At 55.8% G+C, this 18,843-nt stretch carries 21 protein-coding genes; 15 read left to right on the forward strand and 6 right to left on the reverse strand.

The window, feature by feature from the left end:
- Positions 1 to 125 precede the first annotated feature (125 nt).
- Positions 126 to 1,088, forward strand: a complete 963-nt coding sequence (locus tag ACFL9S_RS08460; RefSeq protein WP_405261410.1) for a TerC family protein — start codon at positions 126 to 128, stop codon at positions 1,086 to 1,088.
- Positions 1,089 to 1,279: 191 nt separating this feature from the next.
- Positions 1,280 to 2,518 (forward strand): serine/threonine transporter SstT, encoded by a 1,239-nt coding sequence (gene sstT, locus ACFL9S_RS08465; RefSeq protein ID WP_405261411.1) that lies wholly within the window; start codon positions 1,280 to 1,282, stop codon positions 2,516 to 2,518.
- A gap of 105 nt (positions 2,519 to 2,623) precedes the next feature.
- Here sstT and ACFL9S_RS08470 read toward each other — a convergent pair whose 3' ends face one another.
- From ACFL9S_RS08470 to uxaC, 3 genes are read right to left on the reverse strand one after another with little or no spacing between them, the layout of a single operon-like run.
- Positions 2,624 to 4,114, reverse strand: coding sequence for a UxaA family hydrolase (locus tag ACFL9S_RS08470; RefSeq protein WP_405261412.1), 1,491 nt, complete (start codon positions 4,112 to 4,114; stop codon positions 2,624 to 2,626).
- On the reverse strand, positions 4,098 to 5,573 hold the full coding sequence (locus ACFL9S_RS08475; protein WP_405261414.1) for a tagaturonate reductase: 1,476 nt from the start codon (positions 5,571 to 5,573) through the stop codon (positions 4,098 to 4,100). The genes ACFL9S_RS08470 and ACFL9S_RS08475 overlap by 17 nt, the downstream gene beginning before the upstream one ends.
- Positions 5,574 to 5,594: 21 nt before the next feature.
- Positions 5,595 to 7,004 carry a glucuronate isomerase gene (gene uxaC / locus ACFL9S_RS08480; protein ID WP_405261415.1) on the reverse strand — a complete coding sequence of 470 codons (1,410 nt, stop codon included), beginning with the start codon at positions 7,002 to 7,004 and terminating at the stop codon, positions 5,595 to 5,597.
- Positions 7,005 to 7,358: 354 nt separating this feature from the next.
- Between uxaC and ACFL9S_RS08485 the strand changes: the two genes are divergently transcribed.
- The 11 genes from ACFL9S_RS08485 to ACFL9S_RS08535 all read left to right on the forward strand — a co-directional run bounded on the left by ACFL9S_RS08485 (position 7,359) and on the right by ACFL9S_RS08535 (position 14,587).
- Positions 7,359 to 8,672 (forward strand): MFS transporter, encoded by a 1,314-nt coding sequence (locus ACFL9S_RS08485; protein WP_405261416.1) that lies wholly within the window; start codon positions 7,359 to 7,361, stop codon positions 8,670 to 8,672.
- 242 nt (positions 8,673 to 8,914) lie between these two features.
- The gene (exuR, locus tag ACFL9S_RS08490) at positions 8,915 to 9,691 is read left to right on the forward strand and encodes a transcriptional regulator ExuR (RefSeq protein ID WP_405261417.1); all 777 of its coding nucleotides are present in this window, start codon (positions 8,915 to 8,917) and stop codon (positions 9,689 to 9,691) included.
- A gap of 317 nt (positions 9,692 to 10,008) precedes the next feature.
- The gene (locus ACFL9S_RS08495; RefSeq protein ID WP_405261418.1) at positions 10,009 to 10,683 is read left to right on the forward strand and encodes a DedA family protein; all 675 of its coding nucleotides are present in this window, start codon (positions 10,009 to 10,011) and stop codon (positions 10,681 to 10,683) included.
- A gap of 11 nt (positions 10,684 to 10,694) precedes the next feature.
- The gene (gene mzrA / locus ACFL9S_RS08500; RefSeq protein ID WP_405261420.1) at positions 10,695 to 11,072 is read left to right on the forward strand and encodes an EnvZ/OmpR regulon moderator MzrA; all 378 of its coding nucleotides are present in this window, start codon (positions 10,695 to 10,697) and stop codon (positions 11,070 to 11,072) included.
- Between the two features lie 173 nt (positions 11,073 to 11,245).
- Positions 11,246 to 11,617: a DUF1090 domain-containing protein gene (locus tag ACFL9S_RS08505; RefSeq protein ID WP_405261421.1), complete on the forward strand. Its 372-nt coding sequence runs from the start codon at positions 11,246 to 11,248 to the stop codon at positions 11,615 to 11,617.
- 47 nt (positions 11,618 to 11,664) lie between these two features.
- Positions 11,665 to 11,970 (forward strand): YqjD family protein, encoded by a 306-nt coding sequence (locus ACFL9S_RS08510; RefSeq protein WP_133842500.1) that lies wholly within the window; start codon positions 11,665 to 11,667, stop codon positions 11,968 to 11,970.
- Position 11,971: 1 nt separating this feature from the next.
- The gene (locus ACFL9S_RS08515) at positions 11,972 to 12,364 is read left to right on the forward strand and encodes a phage holin family protein (RefSeq protein ID WP_405261422.1); all 393 of its coding nucleotides are present in this window, start codon (positions 11,972 to 11,974) and stop codon (positions 12,362 to 12,364) included.
- On the forward strand, positions 12,365 to 12,646 hold the full coding sequence (locus ACFL9S_RS08520; RefSeq protein ID WP_200641817.1) for a YqjK-like family protein: 282 nt from the start codon (positions 12,365 to 12,367) through the stop codon (positions 12,644 to 12,646). It begins immediately after the preceding gene.
- A gap of 211 nt (positions 12,647 to 12,857) precedes the next feature.
- On the forward strand, positions 12,858 to 13,247 hold the full coding sequence (locus ACFL9S_RS08525; RefSeq protein ID WP_405261593.1) for a DoxX family protein: 390 nt from the start codon (positions 12,858 to 12,860) through the stop codon (positions 13,245 to 13,247).
- A 77-nt stretch (positions 13,248 to 13,324) separates the two neighbouring features.
- Positions 13,325 to 14,311: a glutathione S-transferase family protein gene (locus tag ACFL9S_RS08530; RefSeq protein ID WP_405261423.1), complete on the forward strand. Its 987-nt coding sequence runs from the start codon at positions 13,325 to 13,327 to the stop codon at positions 14,309 to 14,311.
- Between the two features lie 141 nt (positions 14,312 to 14,452).
- Positions 14,453 to 14,587, forward strand: a complete 135-nt coding sequence (locus ACFL9S_RS08535; protein WP_405261424.1) for a hypothetical protein — start codon at positions 14,453 to 14,455, stop codon at positions 14,585 to 14,587.
- Positions 14,588 to 14,610: 23 nt separating this feature from the next.
- On the opposite strand, the gene ACFL9S_RS08540 is transcribed toward ACFL9S_RS08535, so the two are convergent.
- Entirely contained in the window at positions 14,611 to 15,513 is a 903-nt protein-coding gene (locus ACFL9S_RS08540; RefSeq protein WP_133842505.1) for a LysR family transcriptional regulator, read from the reverse strand.
- A gap of 126 nt (positions 15,514 to 15,639) precedes the next feature.
- Between ACFL9S_RS08540 and ACFL9S_RS08545 the strand changes: the two genes are divergently transcribed.
- A complete protein-coding gene (locus ACFL9S_RS08545) occupies positions 15,640 to 16,344 on the forward strand; it encodes a pirin family protein (RefSeq protein ID WP_405261425.1) in 705 nt (234 codons plus the stop codon).
- A gap of 83 nt (positions 16,345 to 16,427) precedes the next feature.
- Here the strand turns inward: ACFL9S_RS08545 and ACFL9S_RS08550 are convergent, their stop codons facing one another.
- Positions 16,428 to 17,042, reverse strand: coding sequence for a LysE family translocator (locus tag ACFL9S_RS08550; protein ID WP_405261426.1), 615 nt, complete (start codon positions 17,040 to 17,042; stop codon positions 16,428 to 16,430).
- A 117-nt stretch (positions 17,043 to 17,159) separates the two neighbouring features.
- Between ACFL9S_RS08550 and ACFL9S_RS08555 the strand changes: the two genes are divergently transcribed.
- A complete protein-coding gene (locus ACFL9S_RS08555; protein WP_405261427.1) occupies positions 17,160 to 17,615 on the forward strand; it encodes an Lrp/AsnC family transcriptional regulator in 456 nt (151 codons plus the stop codon).
- Between the two features lie 16 nt (positions 17,616 to 17,631).
- On the opposite strand, the gene ACFL9S_RS08560 is transcribed toward ACFL9S_RS08555, so the two are convergent.
- A complete protein-coding gene (locus tag ACFL9S_RS08560; protein WP_405261428.1) occupies positions 17,632 to 18,756 on the reverse strand; it encodes a JmjC domain-containing protein in 1,125 nt (374 codons plus the stop codon).
- Between the last annotated feature and the right edge of the window lie 87 nt (positions 18,757 to 18,843).

Below are 18,843 nucleotides of genomic sequence, written 5' to 3' on the forward strand. Positions count from 1 at the left end.
ACTGAGCAACCAAATCCTGGTTGTAAGTGAGACCTTGCCGGAAGGCGAGGTTTTGCTTACAGCGACAAAAATAATGTGGCTGGCGTCTTCCGACGTTGGCCATTTTTGTTATTGGGATACTCGAAATGAATACTGTCGGCACGCCATTACTCTGGGGCAGCTTCGCTGTCGTTGTCGTGATTATGCTGGCGATTGACCTGCTGTTGCAGGGCCGTCGCGGCGCGCACACCATGACCATGAAACAGGCGGCTGCCTGGTCGCTGGTCTGGGTCACGCTCTCACTGCTATTTAACGCGGCCTTCTGGTGGTATCTCACCGGCACCGCCGGGCGCGAAGTCGCGGATACCCAGGCGCTGGCCTTCCTCACCGGTTATCTGATTGAAAAAGCGCTGGCCGTCGACAACGTGTTTGTCTGGCTGATGCTGTTCAGCTATTTCGCCGTTCCGGCCGCCTTGCAGCGTCGGGTGCTGATTTACGGCGTGCTGGGCGCGATTGTGCTGCGTACCATTATGATCTTTGCCGGAAGCTGGCTGGTGACCCAGTTTAGCTGGCTGCTGTATATCTTCGGTGCGTTCCTGCTGTTTACCGGAATCAAAATGGCGCTGGCGAAGGAAGATGACAGCGCGATTGGCGATAAACCGCTGGTGCGCTGGCTGCGTGGCCGTATGCGCATGACCGACAAAATCGAAGGGGAACGCTTCTTTGTCCGCAAGAATGGCGTGCTGTTTGCCACACCGCTGCTGCTGGTGCTGATTATGGTTGAACTGAGCGACGTCATTTTCGCCGTCGACAGTATTCCGGCCATCTTCGCGGTGACCACCGATCCGTTTATCGTGCTGACGTCTAACCTGTTCGCCATCCTCGGCCTGCGTGCCATGTACTTCCTGCTGGCAAACGTGGCAGAGCGCTTCTCAATGCTGAAATACGGCCTGTCGGTGATTCTGGTGTTTATCGGTGTGAAGATGTTGATTGTCGACATCTTCCATATTCCGATCGCCATTTCACTCGGCATTGTGGGCGGTATCCTGGCGCTGACGCTGATCATTAATGCCGTGGTCAATTACCGGAACGACCAGAAGGTATCCTGATCGCAGCGGGACGACCGGAAAAGGCCGTTCCATACGGTGAATGTTGTTGGGGCCAATCGTCTTTTTCGATTGGCCCTTGTGGTCTGAATGGCATAACAACACGCACTTTTCCCTTCCCCTGTCAGATGATTTCCTTATACTCCCCTGCGCAAACATCCCAGAAACATCGATAACGATAGTGATTTTAAAATATGCGTACAGAAAACAGTGACCGTGGGCTGGTTCAGCGCCTGCTGCAGGGCAGCCTGGTAACACAAATTATGATTGGGCTGGTGGCCGGTATTGCCCTGGCCTGGTTCTCAAAGAGCAATGCGCTGGCGGTCGGCCTGCTGGGTGAGCTGTTTGTCAGCGCGCTGAAAGCCGTGGCGCCATTGCTGGTACTGGTTCTGGTGATCTCCTCGATCGCTAACCATCAGCAGGGGCAAAAAACCAACATTCGCCCGATTGTGATGCTCTATCTGCTCAGTACCTTCTTCGCCGCCATGGTGGCGGTGGTCGCCAGCCATCTGCTGCCGCAGAATCTGACGTTGCAGGCCGCCAGCACCGAGATTGTGCCACCGTCCGGGATTCTGGCCGTGCTGCACGGTCTGCTGATGAGCATGGTCGCCAACCCGATTGAAGCCCTGATGAAAGCCAACTATATCGGCATTCTGGTGTGGGCTATCGGCCTCGGTTTTGCGTTCCGCCACAGCAGCGACACCACCCGAACGTTTCTCAATGATGCCTCCGATGCCGTGACGCGTCTGGTGCGTCTTGTGATCCGCTTTGCGCCCATCGGAATTTTCGGTCTGGTAGGATCGATTCTCGCCTCGACCGGTTTTGATGCGCTGTGGGAGTATGCCAGCCTGCTGGTGCTGCTGCTGGGCTGCATGCTGCTGATGGCGCTGGTCTTTAACCCGTTGCTGGTGTGGTGGCAGATCCGCCGCAATCCGTATCCGCTGGTGTTTACCTGCCTGCGTGAAAGCGGCGTAACCGCCTTCTTCACCCGCAGCTCCGCCGCCAATATTCCGGTGAATATGGCGCTGGCGAAAAAGCTGGGTCTGGATGAAGACACCTATTCAGTTTCTATTCCGATTGGCGCCAATATCAGTATGGCGGGCGCATCGATCACCATTACCGTGCTGACACTGGCAGCGGTAAATACGCTGGGTATCCATGTCGATGTCGGCACCGCTATTCTGTTAAGCCTGGTGGCGTCGATTTGTGCCTGCGGGGCGTCGGGTGTGGCGGGCGGCTCGCTGCTGCTGATCCCGGTGGCGTGTAATATGTTCGGGATACCGAATGACGTGGCGATGCAGGTGGTTGCTGTGGGCTTTATTATCGGGGTCTTGCAGGATTCAGCCGAAACCGCGCTGAACTCCTCGGCGGATATTCTGTTTACGGCTGCGGCCTGTATGGCGGAAGATCGCCGGGTTGAACAGAACGCGTAAATTACCCCCGGGCGAGGCATGCCTCGCCCCTACGTCGCTCTGTTGTAGGGGTCGGGCATGCCCGACCCAGTGCCCAACCAAACCAGTGCGAGACATAACTCGCCCCTACAATGTCACCCCGCTTTTAAAAATCGCCAGTTCCCGGAAATCATTCACTTCATTACGCGTCTGTCGCCCGTTGGCAATGGCCACGATAGTGTCGACAAACTGCGCCAGCAGTGCGGGCATCTCCACGCCGTGGATCAACTGCCCGGCATCAAAATCAATCCAGTGCGGCTTCTTCGCCGCCAGTTCGCTGTTGGTGGCTAACTTCACCGTGGGAACAAAACCGCCGTAAGGGGTGCCGCGTCCGGTACTGAACAGCACCATATGACAACCTGATCCAGCCAGTGCGCTGGTAGCCACCGCATCGTTCCCCGGTGCGCTGAGCAGGTTCAGCCCGGGCTGCGTCAGCCGCTGCCCGTAGTTCAGCACATCCACCACCTGGCTTTGCCCGGCCTTCTGCGTGCAGCCCAGTGACTTCTCTTCCAGGGTGGTGATCCCGCCTGCTTTGTTGCCCGGTGACGGGTTTTCATAAATCGGCTGGTTGTGGGCAATAAAGTACGCTTTGAAGTCGTTGACCATTTTCACCGTTTTACTGAAGGTGGCTTCATCGCGGCAGCGGCTCATCAGAATGCGTTCGGCCCCGAACATCTCCGGCACCTCTGTCAGCACCGTGGTGCCGCCGTTGGCGATCATCTGGTCGGAGAAACGCCCGAGCAGCGGATTGGCAGTAATGCCGGACAAACCGTCCGACCCGCCGCACTCCAGCCCGAACTTCAGTTCGCTAAGACGCCCAGGCTGACGCTGGTCATGGCGCATCGCTTCGTACAGCTCATGCAACAGTGCCAGCCCGGCTTCCACCTCATCATCCTGCTGCTGGCAAATCATAAACTTCACCCGCTGCTCGTCTGTCTCACCCAGCGTCTGGCGGAAAACATCCACCTGATTGTTTTCACAGCCAAGGCCGATCACCAGCACCGCCCCGGCGTTGGGATGTTGCACCATATTTTGCAGCATGGTGCGGGTGTTCTCGTGATCCTGCCCCAGCTGCGAACAGCCAAACGGATGGCTGAACAGGTGTACGCCGTCAATATCAGCCGCCTCCGCCGTCTCTTTTAGAAAACGTTGCAGGATCTGGCGGGCAATGCCATTGACGCAGCCCACGGTCGGCAGGATCCACAGCTCATTGCGAATGCCGACTTCACCACTGCGGCGGCGGTAAATCTGCACCTCACGGTCTGCAGCCTGTTCCGGCAACGTGGCAAACTCCGGCTGATACTGGTACTCATCCAGATCGCTGAGGTTGGTGCGCGCATTGTTTGAATGAATAATTTCCCCGGCGCTGACGGGCTGCGTGGCGTGACCGATCGGCAGACCGTATTTCATCACCAGCGCATTCACTGCCAGCGGTTGCAGGGCAAATTTATGTCCACGCCCCACCGCCTGCTTCAGCACCAGCTCCTCTCCGGCAACGCTGACGCGCTCCCCTTCCTCCAGGTCACGCAGGGCCACTGCCACGTTATCCAGGCTGTGAATTTTAATGATGCTTTGCATGGTGCCCACCTTCGTTAATCTGCGCCAGTGCCGCACGCATACCGAGCTGGACGATCTGTTGCAGCTGCGCCGTCACGCCCTCACTCAGCCCGGCCAGCTGCGTGAGATCCTGCCCCCAGTGTGCAGCGTCGCTCAGCACCTCATCCACCAGCTGGCGCAGGGAAATATCATGGCAGTCAACCTGCGGCCATAGCGTGGCAAAACGCTGTAACCAGTGCGCATCGTCCTGCAACGGATAACGCTGGCCGTTGCGCTCGCCCCGGTAGTACGCCAGCAGCGCCGCAAGGGCAAAGCTCAGGCGCGGCGACGGCGCCCCCAGCTCTGCGTGCTGCCACAGCAGCGCAGGCAGCAGACGGGTGCGGAACTTCGTCATCCCATTGAGGGCAATCGCACTCAGCTGATGGCGGATAAACGGGTTACGAAAACGGTTAAGGACTTCGTCCGCAAAAGCATTCAACGTGGTCGCGGGCTGCGTCAGCGTCGGAATAATTTCCGTGCGCAGCGTGCCGTCGACAAACGCCGCCACCTCCGCATCAGCCATCGCCTCCCCGACCGACTCCAGCCCGGCAAGAAATGCCACCGGCACCATCGCGGTGTGCGCGCCATTGAGGATCGCCACCTTGCGCTCTTTATACGGTTTGATGTCATCAACCAGCAGGATATTCAGCGCCAGCTGGTCAAGGCAGAGTTCTTGCGCCACCGAAGCCGGCCCCTGGATCACCAGCTGGTAATACACCTCCCCCGCCACCAGATAGTCATCCTGGTAACCGAGCTGCTCTTCCAGCTCGCGGGCATCGTCGGGGTAACCCGTGACAATGCGGTCCACCAGCGTTGAACAGAAGGTATTGTGCTGCTCCACCCACGTCACAAAGGCAGCAGGTAACTGCCAGGCCTGCGCCGTTTGCAACACCCGGGCGCGCAGGGCGTCGCCGTTATCGTCGATCAGCTCGCAGGGCAGCATCAGCCAGCCTTTGTCAGGCGCGCCGTTAAAATGCTGCCAGCGTGCCAGCAGCAGACGGGTCAGTTTGGCCGGGAAGCTGACCGGAGGTGTGGATTCCAGCGTATCTGCCGGGTCAAAATAGATCCCCGCTTCCGTGGTATTGGAGAAGACAAACCGCAGCTGTGGGTCAATCGCCAGCGCCATAAACGCGGCAAAATCCTCCGCAGGCTGGATTTCGCGATTGACCGAGCGGATCAGCCGCGGCTCGCTCACCACCTCACCCTGTGCATTGAGCCCGCGGATCACCGTGGTATACAGCCCGTCCTGGCTGTTAATACTACGTGGGCTGCCGCCGCTGAGTGGCCGCACCACCACCACGCCAGCGTCCAGCCTGGTATGCTGGTTTAACTGATCGATCTGCCAGTCGATGAAGGCACGCAGAAAGTTACCTTCGCCGAACTGGATGATGCGTTCTGGCCAGGCAGGCCCTGGGAAGTCGTTTCGGTTCAGCTTGCGCATCTCATATCCTCTCTGATTGCTCTACAGCTCAATGGCAAAGTAGTCGCGTGCGTTGTTAAAGCAGATGTTCTGCACCATGTTGCCCAGCAGCGCGATATCGCCTGGCGCTTCGCCTTTTTCCACCCAGCGCCCGATCATCTGGCATAGCAGACGACGGAAATATTCATGGCGGGTGTAAGAGAGGAAGCTGCGGCTGTCGGTGAGCATGCCGACGAAGCGGCTTAGCAGCCCCATCTGTGCCAGCTGGGTCATCTGACGCTCCATGCCATCTTTCTGGTCGTTAAACCACCACGCCGAACCAAACTGCATCTTCCCGGCTTGCCCTTCTCCCTGGAAATTCCCGGCCATCGTCGCCAGCACTTCGTTATCGCGCGGGTTCAGGCAGTAAAGGATGGTTTTTGGCAGCGCGTTGTCCCGGTTCTGCGCATCCAGCAGGCGTGACAGGGGTTCAGCCAGCGGACGGTCGTTGATGGAGTCAAAGCCCACATCCGGCCCCAGCAGCTGTAACTGACGGCGGTTGTTATTGCGTAGTGCGCCAATGTGATACTGCTGCACCCAGCCACGACGCGCATATTCCGCGCCCAGCCACACCAGCACGGCGGTTTTAAACTGCGCCACCTCGCTTTCCGGCGGCAGAGTTCCCGCAAGACGACGTGCCAGGATGGCATCCAGTGTGGCGTCATCCGCTTCACCGTACAGCACCACGTCCAGCGCATGATCCGACACCTTGCAACCGTGGGCCGCAAAGTGATCAAGCCGCACGTTCAGCGCACGCCGCAGGTCGTCAAAACGGGTGATATCGACGTTCGCCACCGCTGACAGCGTTTGCAGATAGTCGACAAATCCTTCAGCTTCAATGTTGAAGGCTTTATCCGGCCGCCAGCTTGGCAGCACTTTCGTCGTGAAGCTGCCATCCAGTGCCAGCGCGCGGTGATGGCGCAGATCGTCCACCGGATCGTCCGTGGTGCCGACCATTTTGACGTTCATCTGCTCCATGATGCCGCGGGCGCTAAAGGCCTCCTGCGCCAGCAGTTCGTTGCACTGGTGCCAGATCGTGTCGGCCGTGGCGGGTGACAACAGCGTATTGGTGATGCCAAACGGACGGCGCAGTTCAAGGTGGGTCCAGTGGTACAGCGGGTTTCCGATGGTATCCGGCACCGTGCGCGCCCAGGCATCAAACTTTGCACGATCGCTGGCATCACCAGTACAAAGCGCTTCCGGCACACCGTTGGAACGCATCGCCCGCCATTTGTAGTGATCGCCCTTCAGCCAGATGTCATACAGATTGTTAAAACGGTAGTTTTCCGCAATCTGCTGCGGCGGCAGATGGCAGTGGTAGTCGAAGATGGGCTGGTCGGCAGCGTAATCATGGTAAAGCCTGCGGGCGAACTCACTGTCCAGTAAAAAGTCTTCACTCATAAAGCGTGACATACGGTCTCTCCTGCATTGTCTCAATGCCAGTAAAGTTATCATACCAATTATGAGTAGCGCTGAAATAATAGTGAGAACCCGATCACAAAAACATCACTATTTATGCGTGAATTATCCTGCAAGCCATGCAATCAAACGCTATCCACCTGTCTTTAAAGCCCTTTTATTATCCCCCATTATAAAAATGGTTTTTGTGATGGCTCTCAACTTTTAAATCTGTATGACAAGTTATCGTGGCGGCGGTTGAGATTTAGCAGGCAAGGTTCGTTAAAGACAGGGCGAGAACGCAATTGCGCCCTTTACAGATACACACCGGCGGTGTGGCATCAATAATAATGACGGGAAGAGGTTTAGATGCGTAAAATTAAAGGGTTACGCTGGTATATGATCGGTCTGGTGACCATCGGTACCATTCTGGGTTACCTGACGCGTAATGCAATTGCCGTGGCGGCACCGACGTTACAGTCCGATCTGCACATCACCACGCAGCAATATTCATACATCATTGCTGCCTATTCAGCCTGTTACACCATTATGCAGCCCGTCGCGGGCTACATTCTGGATGTGCTGGGCACGAAAATCGGCTATGCCATGTTCGCCATTCTCTGGGCGATATTCTGTGCCGCTACCGCGCTGGCGGGAAGCTGGGGTGGACTGGCGCTGGCCCGTGGTGCGGTGGGTGCCGCCGAGGCCGCAATGATCCCGGCGGGTCTGAAAGCCAGCAGCGAGTGGTTCCCGGCAAAAGAGCGTTCGATTGCCGTGGGTTATTTTAATGTCGGCTCATCGATTGGCGCCATGCTGGCACCGCCGCTGGTGGTGTGGGCTATCGTCGCTCACAGCTGGCAACTGGCCTTTATTATCACGGGTGTACTGAGCCTTGTCTGGGCACTGTGCTGGCTGATGTTCTACAAACATCCTAAGGATCAGAAAAAGCTCGATCCTGAAGAGCGCGAATATATTCTTTCCGGGCAGGAAGCCCATCACCAGACGAACAACGGCAAAAAGATGTCTGCCTGGCAGATCGTCCGTAACCGCCAGTTCTGGGGGATCGCCCTGCCGCGTTTTCTGGCGGAACCCGCCTGGGGCACGTTTAACGCCTGGATCCCGCTGTTTATGTTTAAGGCCTACGGCTTCAATCTGAAAGAGATTGCGATGTTTGCCTGGATGCCGATGCTGTTTGCCGATCTCGGCTGCATTGTCGGCGGTTATCTGCCTCCGTTCTTCCAGCGCGTGTTTGGCGTTAACCTGATTGTCTCGCGCAAGATGGTGGTAACAATGGGTGCCGTACTGATGATTGGCCCTGGCACCATTGGCCTGTTTACCAGTCCGTATGCAGCGATTGCCCTGCTGTGCGTGGGCGGGTTTGCCCATCAGGCACTGTCCGGTTCCCTGATCACCCTCTCTTCTGACGTTTTTGGCCGTAATGAAGTGGCGACCGCCAACGGCCTGACCGGGATGGCGGCCTGGACAGCCAGTACGATGTTCGCACTGGTGGTCGGGGCGCTGGCGGATACGATGGGCTTTAGCCCACTGTTTGCCGCACTGGCGGTGTTTGATTTGTTAGGCGCGGTAGCTATCTGGACCCTGCTGAAAAACAAACCGATTTCAGAGCTGGAACAGGAGAAAAAGAGCAAGGTGATTGCGGCAGCGACGCAACACTCAGCGTGATTCTGCGACAGTGCAGAATATCAACAGGGGTTGATCGAAAAAGATGATCGGCCTCTACGAAATGTGAACATCTGACGCCTAATGGCTGACCTGCTGTTTCGGTCAGCCAGAAAGGTGGAGATCATCAGCACGGAAAATCGTGATGTCGCGGGGGTTTTAACCCCAGTGAGGGTCGACCCGCCACCGTGAAAAGTGGTATAACAAATTCCATTCTCAGAGTGTTCTCAACGGGAGTCTGGAGCATGGAACTAACAGAGTCGCGCCGCCTTTATCAACAACTTGCCGCCGAGCTGAAGCGCCGCCTTGAGCAGGATATTTATCAGGTGGGTGATAAATTGCCCGCTGAGCGTTTTATCGCCGAAGAGATGGGCGTTAGCCGCACCGTGGTGCGTGAAGCGATCATCATGCTGGAGGTGGAAGGCTACGTCGAAGTGCGTAAAGGTTCCGGTATTCACGTCATTTCTCAGCGCCAGCAGAACCGCGTCACCGCCAGCAGCCAGCTAGAGTTCGCCAATTTTGGCCCGTTTGAACTGTTGCAGGCCCGCCAGTTAATTGAAAGCAATGTTGCCGAGTTCGCCGCCACCCAGGTGACGCGCCAGGATATTCTGCAATTAATGGAGATCCAGACGCAGGCACGCAAAGAAGACCGCTTCCGTGATTCCGAGTGGGATATGAAGTTCCACGTACAGATTGCGCTGTCGACGCAGAACAGTGCGCTGGCGGCAATTGTGGAAAAGATGTGGCTACACCGACTGCATAATCCTTACTGGCTCAAACTGCACGAACATATTGACGACAAATCGATTGAGAGCTGGTGTGAAGACCATGACACCATTCTTAAAGCCTTGATGCGTAAAGATCCGGCCGCCAGCAAATTGGCTATGTGGCAGCATCTTGAAAACACCAAACAGATGTTGTTCCATGCCACGACGGATGACTTTGAATTCAACGTTGACCGCTATATGTTTGCCGAAAATCCTGTCGTGATGCCAGATACCGTCTCGAACGACGAAAAATAGCACTCTTCATTCAGGCTGAATGCACTCATTAAGTCAAAATACGGTCAATAGTGTCAGCCTGTGTAAAACTCCTTCCAGACAGCCTGTTCCAACGGTAAAACATCGTTGGACTTGCGTTTCTTCCTGTCCAGGCTAACGTAATTTTGTTACAGTTATGTGCTTATTTTTATCCTTCCTGCGTGGGTAACAACAAGCTGTGATATTTACCCGCAAAGCTGTTCAGCCGCCCGTTAACTGGCTAAAACGCACCGATAAAACGATCAATTAAGCGTGCGAAAAACCGTGAAACGAGCCAACTTTGATGTTCAGGACGACTAATGGATATTTTCAAATCCCTGGTGCACGCCCTCTGGCAGCAGGATTACGCCACCCTGGCGGATCCCACGCTGGTATGGGCCATCTATTTCATCTTGTTTATGATTTTGTTCCTGGAAAACGGCCTGCTTCCCGCCGCCTTTCTCCCCGGTGACAGTCTGCTGATTCTGGTCGGCGTGCTGATTGCTAAAGGCACGATGAATTTCGCGCTGACCGTTTGTGTACTGACCACCGCCGCCAGCCTCGGCTGCTGGGTCAGCTACATTCAGGGACGATGGCTGGGGAATACCGTCACCGTACAAAAATGGCTGTCTCATTTGCCCGCACAGTATCACCAGCGTGCCCACCAGATGTTCCACCGTCATGGGCTTTCCGCGTTGCTGGTTGGCCGCTTTATCGCCTTTGTCCGCACGCTACTGCCTACCATTGCCGGGCTTTCCGGCCTGAGTAATGCCCGTTTCCAGTTCTTTAACTGGATGAGCGGACTGCTTTGGGTGCTGATTTTGACCGTGATCGGCTACGCACTGGGAAAAACCCCCCTTTTCCTCAAATACGAAGATCAGATGATGTTTTGCCTGATGCTACTGCCGCTGGTGTTACTGGTGTTCGGCCTGTTTGGCTCGCTGTATGTTCTTTGGCGTAAAAAACAGTCGACGAATGAGAAAGGAAACTCATGATGCCTGGTGTTATGAAATTATCCACGCGTACGCTGCGGCTTATCCCGCTGGTCGCACTGGCAACACTCGCACTGCTGGCGCTGGCGTTTATGCCTGCTCTGTTCCGCAGTGAAAGCGCCTTACAAATCCGCGCATCTCGCCAGGGAATTAGCCTGCCCGATGGGTTTTACGTCTACCAGACGCTGAACGCTCAGGGCATTCATATTAAAAGCATTACGCCGGAGCAGAACGCTCTGGTGATCAAATTCGACTCACTAGAGCAAAGTGATGCGGCCGAAAAAGTGCTGCGCAAGCTGCTACCTTATGGTTTTGATATTGCGCGCCAGGAGAACCACGGCGCGTCAAACTGGATAAACCGCATCAGCCTTAGCCCTCAGTCTGTCGGCTAGCGGTGATCTGCTCTGCCCATCGTCAAGGCGGGGCTATCTCTAAGAATATTCTCTGTTTTTGAGCTTTCCCTGTTTTCTGTCTATGCTTCATAAGCAGTAAAAATGCACCAAACCTGTTTCAGGAGTACGATATCTTTACAACGGTATCCACGCAAAGGAAGGTCACGATCACCATGAAATATCAGATTATTTTCGGCATCAGTCTACTCACCCTGGCGACTTTCGCCCAGGCAGATACGCTCTGCCAGCAGAAAGTACGCTCTATTCAGCAAGAAATCGATATTGCACAGAAGCACGACAACCAACGTCGGGTGAACGGCCTGGAGCGGGCGTTAACCGAGACACGTGCCAACTGTAGCGATGCCGGGCTGAAAGAAGCACATCAGGAAAAGATTAAAGAGCACGAGAATAAAGTGACTGAGCGGGAACAGGAACTGAAGCAGGAAAAAGCGGAAGGTGACGACCGCGAAAAAATTGCAAAACGCGAAAAAAAGCTGGCTGAAGCCCAATATGAGCTGAAGGAAGTGCAGGCTGCGCCGTATTAAGGCGAAAAGCTGCCAACGTCATTAAAACTAAATTTAAGGAGTTTTCAATGTCTAAAGACACCACATCAGAACATCTGCGCGCCGAGCTGAAAAACCTGGCTGATACGCTGGAAGAAGTGTTAACCACCTCCGGTGAGAAATCGAAAACCGAGCTGGATAAACTGCGCAGCAAAGCACAAAGCGCGCTGAAAGATACCCGTGCCCGCCTGGGTGACTCCGGTGACCGCATTGCCCAAACCACCCGTGAAGCGGCCGACCGCGCCGACGTCTACGTCCGTGATAATCCGTGGACCAGCGTGGGTATTGGCGCCGCCGTTGGCGTAGTTCTAGGCGTGCTGCTGACCCGTCGTTAATATGGCAGAGCATCAGCAAAGCCACGGCCCCGGCAAAGGGGTCATTAATATCGGGCAACGCATTGTTACTATCCTGGTCGGGATGGTGGAAACGCGCGTCCGGCTGGCAGTGGTGGAGCTGGAAGCTGAAAAAGCCAACCTGATTCAAATGCTGTTGATGGTTGGCCTGACGATGCTGTTTACTGCCTTCGGCCTGATGAGTCTGATGGTGCTGATTATCTGGGCAGTCGATGCGCAGTATCGTTTGATGGCGATTGCCATTACCACCGGTGTATTGTTCGCGCTGGCGCTGATTTTTGGCCTGTGGACATTGGCGAAATCGCGCCGATCTACGCTGCTGAGCGCCACCCGCAGGGAGCTGTCGGAAGACCGCAAGCTGCTGGAGGATGAGTAAATGAGCCGTAAACGCGATTTGCGCAAAGCGGAGCTGTTACGTGAGATCCAGCAGCAACGGCTGGATCTCAGTGCCGGGCGTAAAGCCTGGCTGGATACCACTGCACGCTACGATCACGGTTTTCTGGCGCTTCTCAGTGCCAAACGCTGGCTGACCGTCGGCAGCGGCGTGATGGCTATCTGGTCCGTGCGTAATCCGCGCTTTATGGGCCGCTGGGCCAGACGCGGCCTGGGTGCCTGGAGTACCTGGCGCATGGTGCGTAACTATCTGCCTCGTCGTTAATCCTCTGTACGATACAGCCGTGCTCGAATGGCGGCTGCAACAACCCCCAGATTTCTTGAACATCTTCGACAGTTTATCTCGCTTACAATGTTTTCCTTCCCCGACTATTATCTCCAACAACGAACGGCACTGAGCGCTTAAGACGCGTCAGACCTGAGTAAACTACGGTCGGGCCTGTAGCGCGACGACAAATTCTTGTTTGGAGTTAATGATGAAAAAATTAGAAGATACCGGTTTTGTTTTGGCACGCATCCTGATGACCATTCTGTTCATCGTTGCTGGCTGGGGTAAACTGACTAACTACGAAGCGACCCAGCACTATATGGCCTCAATGGGCATCCCGGCTCTCTTCGTACCATTGACCGTTCTGCTTGAGTTCGGCGGCGGCCTGGCGATTCTGTTCGGTTTCTTTACCCGTACCACTGCGCTGATTACTGCCGTCTTCACCGTGCTGACCGCGATTCTGGCGCACAGTAACTTTGCCGTTGACGGTACCACCATGTTCCTGAAAAACATCAGCATTGCCGGTGGTTTCCTGCTGCTGGCCGTCACCGGTCCAGGTGCATTGAGCATCGACCGTCTGTTGGGTAAGAAGTGGTAAGTTAGCTATACTGATTTATCGGGGGTGAGGATCATATCCTCACCCCTTTTTTTATTTTAAGGACAGGAGAACAGAACATGGGACAACTGATTGAGGGTGTCTGGCACGATCAGTGGTATGACACCAACGCCACCGGAGGCCGTTTTAAACGCTCCGAATCTGCTTTTCGCAACTGGGTCACCGCCGATGGTGAAGCTGGCCCGAGCGGCAAAGCGGGTTTTCGCGCTGAAGCTGACCGTTACCATCTGTATGTTTCTCTCGCCTGCCCCTGGGCGCACCGCACGCTGATTATGCGCGAGTTGAAAGGGCTAACCGATCTGATTTCCGTTTCGGTCGTCCATCCGCTGATGCTGGAAAACGGCTGGACCTTTGATGAAGATTTCCCAGCCGCCACCGGCGACAGCCTGTATCAGAACGAATATCTTTACCAACTCTATCTGCATGCCGATGCGCAGTACAGCGGTCGCGTGACCGTTCCGGTGCTGTGGGATAAGCATCAGCACACCCTTGTCAGCAATGAATCGGCCGATATTATCCGCATGCTGAACAGTGCGTTTGACGGAGTGGGCGCGCGCGCCGGGGATTATTACCCGCAGGAGTTGCACGAAGAGATTAATGCGCTGAACGGCTGGATCTATGACACCGTGAACAACGGCGTGTACAAATCAGGGTTCGCCACCAGCCAGCCCGCGTACGATGAAGCGGTGAACGCGCTATTCTCCTCGCTCGACCGCCTGGAAACACTGCTGGGTAAACATCGCTACCTGAGCGGTGACCGACTCACCGAAGCCGATATCCGCCTGTGGACCACGCTGGTGCGCTTTGATCCGGTGTACGTCACCCACTTCAAATGCGACCGCCACCGTATTGGCGACTACCTGAACCTCAGCGGTTTTCTGCGCGACCTGTGGCAGACACCTGGCCTGGCTGAAACCGTCAACCTCGAGCATATTCGCCATCATTACTACTGCAGCCACAAGACGATTAACCCCAGCGGCGTGATCTCTCTTGGCCCGGCATTTAACTGGGAAGAACCCCACGGTCGCGACAGACACTTCGGTTAATTTTGTGCATCCAGGGCTGTTTCCCCCTCGCCCCGGATGTTCCGCACCCTTTTTTGATCTGGCACAACTTCTCCCGTTTCGCGCTTACGTATCTTCACTGATGTAAACACCTAAAAACGAAATCAATACGGGGATGGAGCCATGATCAAACCTATCGCAATCTGCCTTGCCGTTGTTATGCTCTGCTACGTGGCCTTTGTCGGCCATTATTACTATCAGACTTTTTCAACCTTCAGCAGTGTTGAGCATTCTCAGGACATGAATGCTTCCCAGTAGTCTTCTATCGGTTCTGCGGGCGGTTACCCCTGGCGTTTCGCCAGAAGTTTTGGGATCTCCCGCAGGCACCAGGACTTTGCTTCTCCCATGCTGTCGCGCCGCCAGGCCATAATAATATCCACTTCACGCGTATATTCCGGGCTGACCACACGCAGCCGTCCTTCCGCGATGTCTTTTTCCACCATCGGATACGGCATGGTGCCAACGCCTAAGCCCGCGAGCAACGCACGGTGCTTATCTTCAATGGTGCTGACCGTCAGGCGCTGCTGCTTGTCGAGCAGGGTCACCGTCAGTACCGGGCGCTCACGGGCGGTATCCGCCACCGCAATGCCGCGATATTTAACGCGTGTGGTTTCCGACAACGGTTCAGGTTCCAGGTGGATCGGGTGTTCCGGGCTGGCCACATAGACGCTCATCAGCGTGTAGAGTTTGCGCGTGTTGATCTCGGACGAGGCGCGGAAATGCATATCAGGGGCGATCACAATATCGGCACGCCCCTGCTCCAGACGCTCCCATGCCCCGGCCAGCACTTCGGTCATCAGCGACACCTGGGTATTGGCTTTATCGGCCAGCTTCCCGACCAGCGGAAACAGCAGTTCGGTGGAGACCAGCGCTTCGGTGGCAATTGTCAGGTGGGTTTCCCAGCCGCGCGCCAGCGCTTCCGCATCCGTGGTCAGCTTGTCGGCCGCTTCCAGCAGCACACGACCACGCTCCAGCAGCATACGCCCGACATTGGTGAATTTGGTGCGGTGACCGGAACGGTCAAACAGCACGACATCCAGTTCTTCTTCCAGTTTCTGCATGGTATAGCTCAGAGCGGAGGGCACACGGCCCAGCTCATCCGCCGCGGCAGCAAAGCTACCGCGACGATCGATAGCATCCATTACCCGCAGCGCTTCCAGCGTCAGAGCGCGATCTTTAGCCATAGTGATTCTCTGTCAGGAAATTTGAATATTGCCAGCAGATTAACTGGCTAACAATCCGGCGTCCAGAAACTTACCATAACAGGATAATAAACGGCCGGGATCTCTCAGGCCGATAAGGAGAATCCTATGATAACCAGTCGAACCGCAGAGCAGTGTGGCAAAGCCGATTACGGCTGGCTGCAGGCGCGCTATACCTTCTCCTTTGGTCACTATTTTGATCCCAAACTGCTTGGCTACGCATCGTTGCGCGTGCTCAATCAGGAAGTGCTGGCACCGGGTGCATCCTTCCAGCCCAGAACCTACCCGAAAGTGGATGTGCTGAACCTGATTTTGCAGGGTGCGGCCGAGTATCGCGACAGCGAAGGCAACCACGTACAGGCGCAAGCCGGGGAAGCACTGTTGCTGGCCACCCAGCCTGGCATCAGCTATTCAGAGCACAATATCAGTAAAGAGAGCAGCCTGACGCGCATGCAGCTGTGGCTGGATGCCTGCCCGCAGCGGGAAAATGCGTCCGTGCAACGGATGCCGGTATCTGAACATCAGCGTTATACGTTGCTGGCATCACCGGACGGCAGCGCAGGTAGCCTGCAACTGCGCCAGCAAGTGTGGATCCATCAGGTGGTGCTGGAGCCGGGCGAGCGTTACAGCCTGCCACTGCATGGCACACGCGCCTATCTGCAATCGATTCATGGTTCGCTGAAGGCCGTGGCGCACTCGCAGCAGCAGGAAGCCCTGACCTGCGGCGACGGGGCTTTTCTGCACGAAGAGCAGAGCGTCACACTTGAGGCGGAAACCCCGTTGCGAGCGCTGGTGATTGACCTACCCGTTTAAGCCGATCCTGCCATTATTCCCGGTAGCCATGCTCTGCTGCCGGGAACATTCCCTGAAATCTCCCCCTGCCATTTTTATCGCTGTCATAAGAACGGTTCTGCGAATAACAGCACCGCGATAACACACATCACGATGCCCGAAATCTGACTGACGTACCGTGCGGCACGCGGTCGGGTTTGCAGTACCTTGCCGGACCCAAATCCCACCAGCAGGTAAACCAGGCCGCAGCTGACAATATGTAAACTGCCCAGCGCGAGGATTTGCAGGGGAACAGGCCAGGTGCTGGCAGGATCGGTAAACTGGGGCAGCAGAGCCAGAAACAGCAGAAAAACCTTGGGATTCATGCCGCTGACGCAGACGCCCTTTACCAGCCAGAGAAACCAGGAGCTGGTGGATGCCGCCTTCCCGGCCGCAGGAACTGACGGATGCCTCACCATATTAATGCCAAGCCACAACAGGTAGAGCGCCCCCGCCACGGTCAGCAGCGTCAGCGCCGCCGGGTTTTCAGCCACCAGTGCACCCACACCCGCCGCCACGACCAAAGTGGCAATCAGATGGCCCAGCAGTAAACCGGCCACGGCTGGCGTCACTGCACGCTTTCGCATGCCCGCCGACATGGCATAGGCCCAGTCCACGCCGGGTGTGATAACAAAAAGAATGGATACCGCCCAGAAAGAGGCAAACAGATGTAACGCCAAAATAGTCTTCCCACAGAGTTCAGTGCCAATCAGAAGATGGAAAGAATATCCTTCTGTCGTTAAAATGTGCTGCTAATGTTGACCCGAAAATCGGCGCTGAAAGAGAGAATTTTCTAAATGGATAAGATTGACCGCAAGATCCTTGCTGAACTGCAAATTGACGGGCGACTTTCTGTTACCGATCTGTCCGAACGGGTTGGGCTGAGCCTTTCTCCCTGCCATCGTCGGGTACGGGCGCTGGAGCAATCCGGTGTGATCCAGCATTACCGTGCGCACCTTGACCCTGCGAAGCTGGGCTTCACCTTTTCAGCGATTGTGTTTGTGACGTTGCGCGAAGGAGACAGGCATGCGGTGGCCGCGTTTGAAGCGGCAGTGGTGGAGATCCCGCAGATCGTTCAGGCACAGCGCCTGTTTGGCGATCCTGATTATCTTCTGCATATTCTGACGCAGGACCTCACCGCTTTTCAAAAGCTTTATGACGAGCAGCTTTCAGGGATGCCAGGCGTGCAGCGCCTGACCTCAACCTTAGTCATGAAGACAATGATTCAGAACCGATCACTTCCGATTTATTGAAAGTGATCCATTGTGGCTACTCTTCGTCAAAGAACCAGTAACCCTGATTCACCAGCGCGGTTAGCTCAGCGACAAACGCCGGGTTACGCAGCGCCTCACCCAGCTCTTTTTTACCGAGGATGGTGTAACGACAGAGTGCATCAGCGGCTTTCGCATCAACCGTTTCCAGCCGTTCACTGTTGATAAAGAAACTGTCACCGACCTGCAATACCCTCAACCCACTCAGGCGATTCAGAACATCACCGCCGTTCAGGGCCTCGAGGATCTCCTCCGGCTGCCAGACGGGTTCGGCGGGTGCAATATCCAGTTCATGGCGCGGCGTGGTGACAAAACGACCAAACCACTGCGTGAAATCCCCCGGCTGATTGATCATCTCGATCATCATCTTACGGACGCGATCGAGTTCGTACTCTTCAACCCGTCCAGGATGCTCACGGCAGGTTAAATCAGCGTCGCTGTAATGCTCACCGCCGAGATCGTTTTCCAGGGCGTAATCTGCAAAGCTGCTGATGAGATCGCGGCCATTAGGCCCACGGAAACCGACAGAGTAGTTGAGCGCGGTTTCAAAGGTGAAGCCGTCGTGTGGGAAGCCCGGTGGAATATACAGAATGTCACCCGGTGCCAGCTCTTGATCAATGATGGGCGTAAAAGGCTCCACATGCAGCAGCGCAGGGTGCGGGCAGAACTGTTTCAGCGGCAGTTTATCCCCCACACGCCAGCGGCGGCGGCCCATGCCCTGGATGATAAAGACATCATACTGATCGATATGCGGCCCAACGCCGCCACCCGGTACGGAATAAGAGATCATCAGGTCGTCTAGACGCCAGTCCGGCAATACGCGGAACGGGCGCACCAGCTCAGCTGCGGGTGCGTGCCAGTGGTTAACCGCCTGCGCCAGCAGTGACCAGCCGGTTTCACCCAGGCCATCAAAGTGCTCAAAAGGCCCGTTGCTGGCCTGCCACTGGCCGTCGGTATAACTGACGAGGCGGCTGTCGACTTCCGGCTCCATCGCCAGCCCAGCCAGTTCGTCCGGCGAAATAGGATCGACAAAGTTCGGCAGCGCATTTTTCAAAACAACAGGTTGTTTTTGCCAGTATTTTTCTAAAAATTCGGGCCAGTTTAGATCAAGCTGATAAGCCATAGGTTCACACCAGTGAGAGACAAAACGGCCGCCATTATAAAGATCCTGCCTGCCAGCCGGCCTTGTCATGCATCAAGGCCGGACCGA

The organism is Erwinia sp. AnSW2-5 (assembly GCF_045107195.1).
In the GTDB taxonomy this organism is placed as follows: domain Bacteria; phylum Pseudomonadota; class Gammaproteobacteria; order Enterobacterales; family Enterobacteriaceae; genus Erwinia.